The following is a 12961-nucleotide window of genomic DNA, read 5'->3' as shown; positions in this document are numbered from 1 at the left end:
GGCACCTCTTGACCTCGGGGTGGGTGCGGTGCTTCTCTGCTTGCAGCTACTGGTCCGACCAGTCTACTGGGTTGGAGGAGTGATGAAAGCCCGACTTGTCGCCGCGGCCCTCGCGCTGCTGCTGGTGGCCTCGGGCTGCTCCGCGGGCTCGTCCGCCTTCGTGCCGGACGACGGGTCCACGCTGGCCGTCGGTTTCGCCGCCGAGCCGCAGAACTTCGACTTCACCCGCACCGATGGTGCCGCCATCCCGCAGGCGCTGCTGTACAACGTCTACGAGGGCCTGGTGAAGCTCGACGACCAGGGCCGGGTGGTGCCGCTGCTGGCCGACTCGTGGACGGTCAGCCAGGACCGGCTGGTCTACGACTTCGCGCTCAAACCCGGCGTCACCTTCAGCAACGGCGCCGAGTTCACCGCCGAGGACGTCAAGTTCTCGATCAACCGGGTCAAGACCGACTGGACCATCTCCATCAAGTCCAAAATGGACGTCGTGGACCGGGTGGAGGTGCTCGATCCGCTGCGCGCCAGGGTGGTGCTGACCAAGCCGAGCAACGCCTGGCTGTTCGACATGGCCAGCCGCGTGGGCGCGATGTTCACCCCCACCGGAATCGCGGACCTGGCGAACAAGCCGGTCGGCACCGGCCCCTACGAGGTGACCTCCCGGCGGCGCGGTGATTCGATCCTGCTGCAGGCGAACCGGCGCTTCCGCGGCCCGGAACCGGCTTACCGCACGGTCTACCTGAAGTACTACAAGGACCCGACCGCGCTGAACAACGCCTTGCTCAGCAACGGGATCGACGTGATCGGCACGATCACCGCGCCCGACTCGATCCCGCAGTTCGAGGCGGACAGCCGGTTCAACGTCGTCCAGGGCACCACGAACAGCGAAGTGGTGCTGGCGTTCAACAACGCCAAGGAGCCGCTGAACGACGTGCGCGTGCGGCGCGCGCTGACGCTGGCCATCGACCGCAAGGCGCTGCTCGCCACCGCGTGGGCCAACCGCGGCACGCTGATCGGCAGCATGGTCCCGCCCACCGATCCCTGGTACGAGGACCTTTCCGCGGCCCACCCGCACGACCCGGCGCAGGCTCGCGCGCTGCTCGCCGAGGCGGGCAAGCCCGCGCTGAACCTGCGGCTGCGCATCCCGAACCTGCCGTACGCGGTCTCCAGCGCGCAGGTGGTCGCGTCGCAATTGGCCGAGGTCGGCGTGACGGTGACCATCGAACCGCTCGACTTCCCGGCGGTGTGGCTCAAGCAGGTCTTCACCGACCACGACTACGACCTGTCGATCATCCAGCACGTGGAAGCCCGCGACATCACCACGTTCGGCAGGCCGTCGTTCTACTGGGGTTACGACAGCCAGAAAACCCGGGACCTCCTGGCGAAAGCCGACGCGGGCACCCCGGAGGAGCAGGTCACCGCGATGCGCGAGGTGGCGCGGACGCTCAGCGACGACGCCGCCGCGGACTGGCTGTTCCTCTTCCCGAACGTGGTCGCCGCCAAGAAGAAGGTGACCGGGATCGTGCGCAACCAGGTCAGCGAGTCGTTCGACCTGACCACGCTGGGGAGGTCGGAGTGACCGCCCGGATCCTGCGCCGCACGGCGATCTTCCTGGTGAGCCTGCTCGCCGCCTCCATCGTGGTCTTCGTGTTCACCGCGGTGCTCCCAGGTGACCCGGCCCAGGTCGCGCTCGGCGTGAACGCCACGCCCGAACTGCTCGCGCAGACGCGCCAGGAGTTCGGCATCGACCGGCCGCTGCCCACCCAGTACTTCGACTGGCTGGGCGGCGTGCTCAGCGGTGACTTCGGCAAGTCCTACGTCACGCGCGACGCGATCGGGCCGCAGCTCGCCGACCGGCTCGGCGTGACGTTGTGGCTGGTCGGCGCGGGCATGCTGGTGGCGCTGCTGATCGCGGTCCCGCTCGGCACGCTCGCCGCGGTCCGCCACCGCCGGGCCAGCGGCACGGCCATCTCGGCGGTCTCCCAGCTCGGTATCGCGGTGCCGGCGTTCCTCGCGGGGATCCTGCTGGTGCAGGTGTTCGCGGTGCAGTTGCAGTGGCTGCCCGCCGGTGGCTGGACCCCGCCGATCCAGGACCCCGGCGAGTTCCTGCGCGGGCTGATCCTGCCCGCGCTGTCGCTCGGCGTGGTGCAGGGTGCGGTGCTGACCAGGTATGTCCGGTCGTCCGTGCTCGACGTGCTCGGCGAGGACTACCTGCGGACCGCGCGGTCCAAGGGCCTGATGCCGGGGCGGGCGCTGGTCCGGCACGGGCTGCGCAACGCGGCGATCCCGGTGGTCACCGTGCTGGGCCTGCAGCTGACCACGCTGCTGGTCGGCGCCGTGGTGGTGGAGCGGGTGTTCGTGCTGCCGGGGCTGGGCAGCATGCTGCTCGACGCGGTCGCCGCCCGTGACCTGCTGACCGTGCAGGGCATCGTGCTGGTGCTCGTGGCCGGCGCGCTGCTGGTGAACTTCCTGGTCGACCTGCTCTACACCGCGCTCGACCCGAAGCTGCGAGGTGCACGGTGAAGATCGGCGGCGTTCTCGTCGGGCTGGTGGTGCTGGCCGCGTTGCTCTCGTTCCTCTGGACGCCGTACGACCCGACGGTGGTCAGCGCGGGGGAACGGCTGCTCGGGCCGACCGGCGAGCACGTGTTCGGCACGGACAAGTTCGGCCGGGACGTGGCCAGCCAGATCATGGTCGGCGCGCGCACCACGTTGTACGTCGGCGTGGTCGCGGTCGGGGTGGCGGCGGTGATCGGGACGCCGCTGGGCATCCTGGCCGGGATGTCCCGCCGCTGGCTCGGCGAGTTCATCATGCGGGTCAACGATCTCGTGCTCGCGTTCCCGGCGCTGCTGCTGGCGATCCTGTTCGGCGCGGTGTTCGGCGCCGACACGTTCACCGCGATGATCGCGATCGGCATCGCCACCGTGCCGTCGTTCGCGCGCATCGCCCGGTCCGGCACCCTGCGCGTGATGAACACGGAGTACGTGCTCGCCGCCCGCGCGGCCGGTCGCTCGCGGTGGCACATCGCGGTCCGGCACGTGTTCCCGAACATCTCGGGGCTGCTGATCGTGCAGTCCTCGGTGTCGTTCGCGATCGCGGTGCTCGCCGAGGCGGCGTTGTCGTTCCTCGGGTTCGGCACGCGGCCGCCGACGCCTTCGTGGGGGCGGATGCTCCAGGAATCACAGGAACTGCTCGCCGTGCAGCCGCGGCTGGCGCTGGTGCCCGGTATCGCCATCGCGGTCGCGGTGCTCGGGTTCAACCTGCTCGGGGACGGGCTGCGCGACCGGTTCGACCCGAAGCTGGAGGTCCGCCGTGTTGCGAGTTGAGGGCCTGAGCATCGAGACCGGCGGGTACGGCCTGGTGCACGACGTCTCGTTCACTGTGGACAGTGGGGAGCGGGTCGGGCTGATCGGGGAGTCCGGCTCCGGCAAGTCGCTGACCGCGTCCGCGGTGCTCGGCCTGCTGCCGTACGGGGTGACCGCCACCGGGACCGTCGAACTCGAGGGCCGTGACCTGCTCGGCGCGTCCGAGCGGGAGCTGAGCGGCCTGCGCGGGCGAGAGATGGCCATGGTGTTCCAGGAGCCGATGACCGCGCTCAACCCGTCGATGCGGATCGGCAACCAGGTCGCCGAGGTGATGCGGGTGCACCGCACGCGGCCGGATCGGCGGTCGGCGAAGCGCGCCGCGCTCGACCTGCTCGACCAGGTGCGCCTGCCCGATCCGGAGCGGATCGCCCGCGCCTACCCGCACCAGCTCTCCGGTGGCCAGCGCCAGCGCGTGGTGCTGGCGATCGCACTGGCGAACAACCCCGGGCTGCTCATCTGCGACGAGCCGACCACCGCGCTGGACGTCACCGTGCAGGCGCAGATCCTCGACCTGATCCGGGCCGGGGTCGAGGGCAAGGCGCTGCTGTTCATCACGCACGACCTGGCCGTGGTCGCCCAGGTCTGCCAGCGCGTGCTGGTCATGCTGGACGGCCGGATCGTCGAAGAAGGCCCGGTGCGCGAAGTTTTCCTGACACCGCGGCACGAGTACACGAAGAAGCTGCTGGCGGCGTCGGACCTGGAGGCGCGGCGATGATCGAAGTCCGGGACGTGTGGCGGGTCTACCAGCGGACCGAGGCGCTGCGCGGGGTGTCGTTCACCGTGGAGGCCGGGCAGCGGTTCGGCATCGTCGGGGAGTCCGGCTCCGGGAAGTCCACTTTGGTCAGACTGCTGGCCGCGCTGGACCAGCCGACCTCCGGGGAGATCCGCTTCCAGGGTCAGCGGGTCGACGGGGTGCCGGAGCGGCGGTTGCGCTTCCTGCGGTCCGCGCTGCAGATCGTCTTCCAGGATCCGATGGGCTCGTTGAATCCGCGAATGCGTGTGCGGGACATCATCGCCGAACCGCTGGGCCGTACGGCGGATCGGGCGGACCGGGTCGCCGAACTGCTCGACGCCGTCGGCCTGCCCGCCGACGCCGGGGAGCGCTACCCGCACCAGTTCTCCGGCGGGCAGCGGCAGCGGATCTCGATCGCCCGCGCGCTCGCGCCCCGGCCCGCCGTGCTGCTGGCCGACGAGGCGGTCAGCGCGCTGGACGTGTCCGTGCGCGGCCAGATCCTCGACCTGCTCGCCGATCTCGCGGACCGCTTCTCGCTGACGCTGGTCTTCGTCTCGCACGACCTGTCCGTGGTGCGCCACCTCTGCGACACCGTGGCGGTGATGCGCGCGGGCGAGATCGTCGAACTGGGCCCGGTCGACCGGGTCTACGACGCGCCGGAACACGAGTACACCCGCGAACTGGTCGCGGCCGCACCGACGCTGCGGAAGGTACTGAGCGAAATCGGGGAGAGCTGATGCGGTATCCGGACGGCCTGCCGATCGGTACCGGCTGGGTGTCCACTTCGGACACCGAGCCGGTGCGGTTCCCGTTCGACGGCAGTGTGGTCGCACACGCCCCGGTGGGCACGGCCGAGCTGGCCCGCCGGGCGCTGGACGAGGCGGTGGCGATCGCACCCGAGGTGGCGGCGCTGCCCTCGCGCACCCGGCGCGCGGTGTTGAGCGGCGTGCGCGACCGGCTCGCCGACCGGCAGGACGAACTGGTCGAGCTGCTGGTCGCCGAAACCGGGAAACCGCTGGTGGACTGCCGCGTCGAGGTGGCGCGCACGCTGGTCACCTGGGAGGCCGCGGCGGAGGAGGTCGCGCGCCTGCACGGCGAAACCGTGCCGCTGGACCTCCTGCCCTCCGGCGACGGGCTCGTCGGCTTCTGGACGCGCAAGCCGATCGGCGTGGTGGTCGGCATCGCCGGGTTCAACTACCCGCTGCTGCTGGCCTCGCACAAGATCGCGCCGTCGATCGCGGCGGGCTGCCCGGTGGTGGCCAAGCCGGCGCCCGCGACCCCGCTGGCCACGTTGTGGCTGGTCCACCTGGTGCGCGAGGCCGCGGCGGAAGCGGGCGCGCCGGTGTCGATGGTCCAGCTGGTCACCGGGGACGTGGAGGTCGGCTCGACGCTGGTCACCGATCCACGCGTGGGCGCGGTGTCGTTCACCGGCTCGGCCGCGGTCGGGCACCGGATCGCGCGGGACGCGGCTCCGCGCAAGACGTTGCTGGAACTGGGCTCGAACGCCGCGCTGGTGGTCGCCGAGGACGCCGACCTGGACGCGGCCGCGGATGCCGTGCTGCGCGGTGGTTTTTACGCCTCCGGCCAGGCGTGCATTTCGGTGCAGCGGCTGCTGGTGGTCGATTCGGTGGCCGACGAGTTCACCGGGAAGCTGCTCGCGCGGCTCGGCGAAGTGGTCATCGGCGATCCGCGTGAGGAGACCACGCGGGTGTCCGCGTTGATCGACGAGCGGTCGACCCGGCGCGTGCTGGACTGGGTGGAACAGGCGGTCGGCGCGGGCGCGAAGGTGCTCGGCGGTGGTGGGGCCGAGGGCGGGATCGTGCGGCCGACCGTGCTCGCGGACGTGCCCGAGGACGCCGACTGCTGGGCGGAGGAGATCTTCGGGCCGGTGGTCTGCCTGCGCCGGGTGTCCGATGTGGACGAAGCATTCGAACTGGTCAACGCGTCGCGGTACGGGTTGCACGCCAGCGTGTTCAGCCGTTCGCTGAACACCGCGTTTCGGGCGCTGGACCGGCTGGAAGTGGGTGGTGTGGTGGTCAACGAGGTGCCGGGGTTCCGGTCGGACACGATGCCGTACGGCGGGGTCAAGGACTCCGGGATCGGGCGGGAAGGGCCGCGGTTCGCCGTCGAGGAACTGACGGTGACACGGATGGCGGTGATCCGGCCGTGAACTACGAGAAACTGTTCCGCCTGGACGGGCGGCACGCCGTGGTGCTCGGCGCGGGCAGCGGCATCGGCCGAGAGGCGGCACGGGCGCTGGCCGCACAGGGCGCTTCGGTGGTCTGCGCCGACCGCGACGCCGGGACCGCGATCGCCACCGCCGAGATGATCGGCGGCGAGTCCTACGAGATCGACCTGCTCGACGCCGCCGCCGTGCGGCGGGCCGCCGCCGACCTCGGTGACATCGACATCCTGGTGCTCACCGCCGCGATGAACGTGCGCAAGCGAATCCTCGACTACACGCGGGAGGAGTTCGACCGCGTGATCGGGCTGAACCTCGGCGCCACCTTCGAGGTGGTGCGGGCGTTCGGCGCGGGCATGGTCGAGCGTGGGCGCGGCAGCATCATCGGCTTCTCGTCGATCCGCGGCACCACGGTCGAACCGGGGCAGGGCGTCTACGCGGCCACCAAGGCCGGGCTGGTGCAGTTCTTCCGCACCGCCGCCGCCGAGTTCGGGCCCGCCGGGGTGCGGGTGAACGCGATCGCGCCGGGCGTGGTGGAAACCCCGCTGACCGCGCAGATCAAGGCCGACGCGGACTGGTACCGGGCGTACGCCGAAAAGGGCGCACTCGGCCGATGGGCGAAACCGGAGGAACTCGCCGGCGCCGTGGTCTACCTGGCTTCCGACGCGTCGACCTTCGTCACCGGCTCGGTGCTCGCGGTGGACGGCGGCTGGACCGCCGTCGACGGCCGCTTCACCCCGCCCGCCTGAGTTCTGGAGGAACCCCGCATGACCGAGCTGCCCGATCTCTCCGCCACCGAACTCGTCGCGGCCTACCGCGCGGGCACGGTCTCGCCGGTCGAGGTGACCGACGCGGTGCTCAACCGCATCGAAGCCCGCGAACCGGAACTGCACGCGCTCTACGCCTACGATTCGTCGTCCGCGCGAGCGCTGGCGAAGGAGTCCGAGGCGCGCTGGCAGGCGGGCGAGCCGCTGGGGCCGATCGACGGTGTTCCGTTGACGCTCAAGGAGAACATCGCCACCGAGGGCACGCCGACGCCGCTGGGCACGGCCGCCACCGAACTGCGTCCCGCGGCCGAGGACGCGCCGGTGGCCGCGCGCATCCGCGAGTCCGGCGGCGTACTGCTGGCGAAGACCACCATGCCGGACTACGGCATGCTCACCTCCGGCCTGTCCAGCTTCCACACCGCGTCACGGAACCCTTGGGACACCACGCGCACACCCGGCGGGTCGAGCGCGGGCGCGGGTTCGGCGGCCGCCGCCGGGTACGGCCCGCTGCACGTCGGCACCGACATCGGCGGCTCGATCCGGCTGCCGGCCGGCTGGTGCGGGCTCGCCGGGCTCAAACCGAGCTTCGGCCGGGTGCCGGTCGACCCGCCGTACATCGGCCGGGTCGCCGGGCCGATGACGCGCACGGTCGCCGACACCGCCTTGCTGATGGAGGTGATCGCGCGGCCGGACGCCCGCGACCACATGAGCCTGCCCCCGGCGGAAATCCCTTGGCGCGAACTGGATTCCGAGGTGCGCGGCCTGCGCATCGGCCTGCACGTGGACCCGGGTGCCGGGTTGTCGGTCGACCCGGCCACGCTCGCCGCGGTCACCGAGGTGGCCCGGCGGCTGGAGGGCGCGGGCGCGGTGGTCGAGCCGGTGGACCCGTTCCTGACCAGGGACCTGCTCAACGGCCTCGACGTGTTCTGGCGCATCCGGGCCTGGTCGGACATCAGCTCGCTGCCCGCCGAACGGCAGGAGAAGGTGCTGCCGTACATCGCGGACTGGGCGCGGGCGGCGGCCGGTGTCGACGGGCTGACCGGCTACCGCGGCTTCTCCTGCATCGACACGATCAACGCGGCGACCCTGCGTGCCACCGAACCCTACGACTTCGTGCTGTCCCCGACCTGCCCGGTTTCCGCGCCACCGGCGGACTACGCGTCGCCGACGAACGATCCCGAGAAGCCGTTCGAGCACATCGCGTTCACCGTGCCGTACAACATGTCCGGCCAGCCGGCGATCTCGGTCAACTGCGGGTACACCGCCGAAGGCCTGCCGATCGGGCTGCAGATCTCCGGCCGCCGGTTCGACGACCTCGGCGTGCTCCGGCTGGCTACGGCAGTGGAGCGGCTTCGGCCCGAGCAGCGTCCGTGGCCTGCTTCATGAGGTGACGTCCGAGTGAACGCCAAGCCAGCGCGGTGACGATGGTCATCACCACCGCCGAACCCCAGAACGGCGCGGTGATGCCGAATCCCTTCGCGACCGGGCCGCTGATCAGGCTGCCCAGCGCGGCGCCACCGACGGAGAACAGCATGTAGGCGCTGTGCACCCGGCCGCGCAGGTTCTCCGGGACCACCCGCTGGCGCCAGGAAATCGAGATCACCCCCCAGATCGAGCCGTGCATCCCGAAGACCACCAGGGTCGCCATGGCGACCCACGGCTCCCGCGTCAGCCCGAGCCCGACGTGGGTGAGCGTCTCGACGATCAACCCGGTGCGCAGCAACACCGAGTCGGAGAAGTGCTCGCGCAGCCTGCTGACGATCAGCGTGCCGAGCAGCCCGCCCACGGCCGTCGCGGTGAGCAGCAGGCCGAAGCCGATCTCGCCGAGGCCCAGCCGTTCGCGGGCCCAGAGCACGAAGATCGCGAACCCGGCGAACAGCGTCACGTTCATCAAGCAGATGGTCACCGCGAGCATGCGCAGCACCCGGTGGTTCGCCAGCCAGCGCAGGCCCTCGGTGATCTCGGTGCGGATGGGGCGCTTCTGGGCGACCGGCACGGTCCGCTGCCCGCCCTTGATGCCGAGCACGAGCAGCCCGGCGACCACGAACATCACCGCGTTCAGCCCGAACGGGACCGCCGCGGTCAACGCGAACAACGCGGCACCCAGCGGTGGCGCGGCGAACTGGTTGGCCACCATGTGCACCGCGGTCAGGCGGGCGTTCGCCCTGGGCAGCAGCGGTTCCGGCACCAGGCTCGGCACGATTGTGCTGGAGGCGTTGTCCGCCAGCGTTTCCGCGGTGCCGACCAGGAAGAAGGCGAGGTAGATCAGCCAGACGGTGACCACCTCGGTGGACACGGCCAGCGCGAGCCCGCCGATCACCAGCGCGCGGAACCCGTTGACCGCGGCGATCAGCTTCCGCCGGTCCAGCCGGTCCACGAAGACCCCGCTGACCAGCGACAACAGCAGCCACGGCAGTTGCTGGGCGAAAGCGGCCCCGGCCACCAGGCGTGGGTCGCTGGTGAGCGAGGCCACCAGCAGGGGACCGGCGGCCAGAGCCACCCCGTCCCCGATGTTGGTCGCCGCGTTGGCCGAAAAAAGCCTGGTGAAATCCGCCCCCAGTTTCATTACCTCGCACGGTAGTGATCCGTGCGAGGTAATGCCAGCCGCTTTACTTCTCGGCGACCGCGAGCCGGACGCACACCGCGAGCCCGCGGGTCGCGGCCTCGACCTCTTCGATCTTCGGGAAGGTCGGCGCGAGGCGGATGTTGCGGTCGTGCGGGTCCTCGCCCTTGGGGAAGGTCGCGCCCGCCGGGGTGAGCTTGACGCCGGCCTCACCGGCCAGCTCGACCACGCGCTTGGCGCAACCGTCCGGCACGTCGAGGCTGATGAAGTAGCCGCCCTCGGGCTTGGTCCAGCTCACGCCGTCCGTCCCGCCCAGCTCGTCCTCGAGGATGGAGAGCACCAGGTCGAACTTCGGCCGGATGATCTCGCGGTGGCGGCGCATGTGCTCGGACACGCTCTTGGCGTCGGGCAGGAAACGCGCGTGGCGCAGCTCGTTGACCTTGTCCGGGCCGATGGTGCGCTTGCTCAGGTGCGCGAGCAGCCACTTCACGTTCGCGTCGGAGCCGCCGAAGAACGACACCCCGCTCCCGGCGAGGGTGATCTTGGAGGTCGAGGCGAACACGAACGGACGGTCCGGGTGACCGGCTTCGGCGGCGAGCCGGAGCACGTCGGCGAGCTGGACCTCGGTGTCGGTCAGGTGGTGCACCGCGTAGGCGTTGTCCCAGAAGAGGCGGAAGTCCGCCGCCGCGGCGGGCATCGCGGCCAGCTCGGCGACCACTTCGGCGGAGTAGGAGACCCCGCTCGGGTTGCTGTACTTCGGCACGCACCACATGCCCTTGATCTGCGCGTCCTCGGCGACCAGGCGCTTGACCTCGGCGAGGTCGGGGCCGTTGTCGTCCATCGGCACCGGGATCATCTCGATGCCGAACTGCTCGCAGATGGCGAAGTGCCGGTCGTAGCCGGGCACCGGGCACAGGAACTTGATCTCCCGGCCGAACCAGGCGGGCCCGTCCGTGGTCCCGCCCAGCAACGCGGCGACGACCGTGTCGTGCATCAGCGCGAGGCTGGAGTTGCCGCCGGTGAGCAACTGCCCGGCGGGGATGCCGAGCACCTCGCTCCAGATCTCGCGCAGCTCGGACAGCCCCTGGAGACCGCCGTAGTTGCGGGTGTCCGTGCCGTCGGCCGCCCGGAACTCGGCGGCCCCCGGCAGATCGAGCAGGGCGGTGGACAGGTCCAGCTGGTCGGGCGCGGGCTTGCCACGGGTCAGGTCGAGCTTCAGTCCTTCGGCACACAGCCGTTCGTGCTCTGCCCGCAGCGCGGTGAGATCGGTCAAGGTGCTTCCTAACGGGGAGGGGCCGTCTTCGCCCTGATTGTCGGCCATCCCCTCCACCCCCGCCCCGCCAGGTGGCGCGGACCTACTCCGCCTTGCCGATCGCTTCCGCCAGGTCCAGGATGCGCCGTGCGTTTTCGACGTGCAGGTTTTCGATCATCCGCCCGTCGACGGTGACCACTCCCCGGCCCGCGGCCCTGGCTTCTTCGAAGGCGGCGGTGATCTTCTGCGCCGTCGCGATTTCCTCGTCCGAGGGCGCGAAGATGCGGTTGCACGGCTCCAGTTGCGAAGGGTGGATCAGCGTTTTGCCGTCGAAGCCGAACTGGCGGCCTTGCAGGCATTCCGCTTCGAAGCCCGCGGGGTCCTTCACGTCGTTGTAGACGCCGTCGAGGATGACCTTGCCGGCGGCGCGGGCGGCGAGCAGGGCCAGCGAAAGCCCGCCCAGCAGGGGTGCCCGGCCCGGCACGAACTCGGCGTGCAGTTCCTTCGCCAGGTCGTTGGTGCCCATGACCAGCACGGTCAGGCGCTCCGAAGCCCGCGCGATCTCCTCGGCGTGCAGCATGGCCACCGGGGTTTCCAGCATCGCCCAGATCTTCGTCTCCGCGGGCGCGCCGCCCAGTTCGAGCGCGCGCTCGATGTTGTGCACCTCGCGCGCCGAGTTGACCTTCGGCACCACGACCGCGGCCGGGCCCGCCTGCGCGGCGGCGCGGAGGTCGGCGTCGTGCCATTCGGTGTCCAGGCCGTTCACCCGGATGGTCACCTCACGCGAACCGTACGAACCGGCTGCCGTGCACACCCGCTCGCGGGCCGCTTCCTTGGCGTCCGGCGCGACGGCGTCCTCGAGGTCGAGGATGAGCGCGTCCGCCGGGAGGGTCTTCGCCTTCTCCAGCGCGCGCTCGTTCGCTCCTGGCATGTAGAGCACGGACCTGCGTGGTCTCAAGACTGCGCCTCCCTGTAGGCCTCGGCCAGCTCCGGGTCGGAGGCGGCCAGCGCGTCGGCCAGCTCCGCCACCACCCGGCACTGCTTCACCGAGGCGTCGTCCTGCATCTTCCCGTCGATCATCACCGCGCCGGTGCCGTCGCCCATCTCGGCGATCACCCGCCGCGCCCAGGCCACGTCCTCCGGCGACGGCGAGAACACCCGCTTCGCGATGTCGATCTGCGCCGGGTGCAGGCTCCACGCGCCCACGCACCCGAGCAGGAACGCGTTGCGGAACTGGTCCTCGCAGCCGACCACGTCGCGGATGTCGCCGAACGGCCCGTAGTACGGCAGGATCCCGTGCATCGCGCACGCGTCGACCATCCGCGCCACGGTGTAGTGCCACAGGTCCTGCTGGTAGGTGGTCCGCCCGGTGGTCAGGTCCTCGCCGACCGGGTCGGTGCGCACCAGGTAACCCGGATGTCCGCCCCCCACCCGGGTGGTCTTCATCCGCCTGCTCGCCGCCAGGTCCGCCGGTCCGAGCGAAATCCCCTGCATCCGCGGGCTCGCCCCGGCGATCTCCTCGACGTTGGCCACGCCGGACGCGGTCTCCAGGATCGCGTGCACCAGCAGCGGCTTGCTCAGCCCGGCCCGCGCCTCCAGTTGCGCCAGCAGCCGGTCGACGTAGTGGATGTCCTGCGCGCCCTCCACCTTCGGCACCATGATCACGTCGAGCTTGTCGCCGATCTCGGTGACCAGGGTGATCAGGTCGTCCAGCACCCACGGCGAATCGAGGCTGTTCACGCGGGTCCACAGCTGGGTGCTGCCGAAGTCGTTGGCCTTGGCGATCTCCACCAGCCCGGTCCGCGCGGCCTCCTTGCGCTCGGCCTTCACCGCGTCCTCGAGGTTGCCGAGCAGCACGTCGACCTTCTTGGCGATCTCCGGCGCCTTCGCGGCCATCTTCTCGTTGCTGGGGTCGAAGAAGTGGATCATCCGGGAGGGCAGCGCGGGGATCTGCCGCACCGGCTCCGGCGCCCCTACGGCCAGTGGGGCGAAGAAGTCCTTCGGCGAGCGCATCGAAACCTCCGGCGGGTTGGCGTACCGACGGGTAACCCTAACTCTGGTCGACGGGAACCGCTGCGGTGCACATCACCTCCAACCGACTG

The 12961-nt window shown here is 70.8% G+C and carries 12 protein-coding genes; 8 read left to right on the top strand and 4 right to left on the bottom strand.

The window, feature by feature from the left end:
- Positions 1-82 precede the first annotated feature (82 nt).
- The 8 genes from JOM49_RS06050 to JOM49_RS06015 are packed head-to-tail and all read left to right on the top strand — an operon-like array spanning position 83 to position 8430.
- Positions 83-1576, top strand: coding sequence for an ABC transporter substrate-binding protein (locus JOM49_RS06050; RefSeq protein ID WP_209663367.1), 1494 nt, complete (start codon positions 83-85; stop codon positions 1574-1576).
- Positions 1573-2520 (top strand): ABC transporter permease, encoded by a 948-nt coding sequence (locus JOM49_RS06045; RefSeq protein WP_209663366.1) that lies wholly within the window; start codon positions 1573-1575, stop codon positions 2518-2520. Before JOM49_RS06050 ends, JOM49_RS06045 begins: the two co-directional genes overlap by 4 nt.
- Complete coding sequence (locus JOM49_RS06040; RefSeq protein ID WP_209663365.1) at positions 2517-3323, top strand: ABC transporter permease; 807 nt, start codon at positions 2517-2519, stop codon at positions 3321-3323. Before JOM49_RS06045 ends, JOM49_RS06040 begins: the two co-directional genes overlap by 4 nt.
- On the top strand, positions 3310-4077 hold the full coding sequence (locus tag JOM49_RS06035) for an ABC transporter ATP-binding protein (protein ID WP_308158665.1): 768 nt from the start codon (positions 3310-3312) through the stop codon (positions 4075-4077). Before JOM49_RS06040 ends, JOM49_RS06035 begins: the two co-directional genes overlap by 14 nt.
- Positions 4074-4832, top strand: a complete 759-nt coding sequence (locus JOM49_RS06030; RefSeq protein ID WP_209663364.1) for an ABC transporter ATP-binding protein — start codon at positions 4074-4076, stop codon at positions 4830-4832. Before JOM49_RS06035 ends, JOM49_RS06030 begins: the two co-directional genes overlap by 4 nt.
- Positions 4829-6265, top strand: a complete 1437-nt coding sequence (locus JOM49_RS06025) for an aldehyde dehydrogenase family protein (protein WP_245369957.1) — start codon at positions 4829-4831, stop codon at positions 6263-6265. The genes JOM49_RS06030 and JOM49_RS06025 overlap by 4 nt, the downstream gene beginning before the upstream one ends.
- The gene (locus tag JOM49_RS06020; protein ID WP_209663362.1) at positions 6262-7026 is read left to right on the top strand and encodes an SDR family NAD(P)-dependent oxidoreductase; all 765 of its coding nucleotides are present in this window, start codon (positions 6262-6264) and stop codon (positions 7024-7026) included. Before JOM49_RS06025 ends, JOM49_RS06020 begins: the two co-directional genes overlap by 4 nt.
- A gap of 18 nt (positions 7027-7044) precedes the next feature.
- On the top strand, positions 7045-8430 hold the full coding sequence (locus tag JOM49_RS06015) for an amidase (protein WP_209663361.1): 1386 nt from the start codon (positions 7045-7047) through the stop codon (positions 8428-8430).
- Here JOM49_RS06015 and JOM49_RS06010 read toward each other — a convergent pair.
- From JOM49_RS06010 to JOM49_RS05995, 4 genes are read right to left on the bottom strand one after another with little or no spacing between them, the layout of a single operon-like run.
- Entirely contained in the window at positions 8378-9610 is a 1233-nt protein-coding gene (locus JOM49_RS06010; protein ID WP_209663360.1) for an MFS transporter, read from the bottom strand. The two genes, JOM49_RS06015 and JOM49_RS06010, sit on opposite strands and share 53 nt — an antisense overlap.
- Before the next feature lie 43 nt (positions 9611-9653).
- The gene (locus tag JOM49_RS06005; protein WP_209663359.1) at positions 9654-10928 is read right to left on the bottom strand and encodes an aspartate aminotransferase type Ic; all 1275 of its coding nucleotides are present in this window, start codon (positions 10926-10928) and stop codon (positions 9654-9656) included.
- Between the two features lie 34 nt (positions 10929-10962).
- Positions 10963-11817 carry an HpcH/HpaI aldolase/citrate lyase family protein gene (locus JOM49_RS06000; protein ID WP_281068309.1) on the bottom strand — a complete coding sequence of 285 codons (855 nt, stop codon included), beginning with the start codon at positions 11815-11817 and terminating at the stop codon, positions 10963-10965.
- A complete protein-coding gene (locus JOM49_RS05995; protein WP_209663358.1) occupies positions 11814-12872 on the bottom strand; it encodes an HpcH/HpaI aldolase/citrate lyase family protein in 1059 nt (352 codons plus the stop codon). The genes JOM49_RS06000 and JOM49_RS05995 overlap by 4 nt, the downstream gene beginning before the upstream one ends.
- Between the last annotated feature and the right edge of the window lie 89 nt (positions 12873-12961).

This window comes from Amycolatopsis magusensis (genome assembly GCF_017875555.1).
Classification (GTDB): domain Bacteria; phylum Actinomycetota; class Actinomycetes; order Mycobacteriales; family Pseudonocardiaceae; genus Amycolatopsis; species Amycolatopsis magusensis.
Note: the sequence above shows the minus strand (reverse complement) of the source record. Positions and strands in the feature narration are given on the sequence as shown.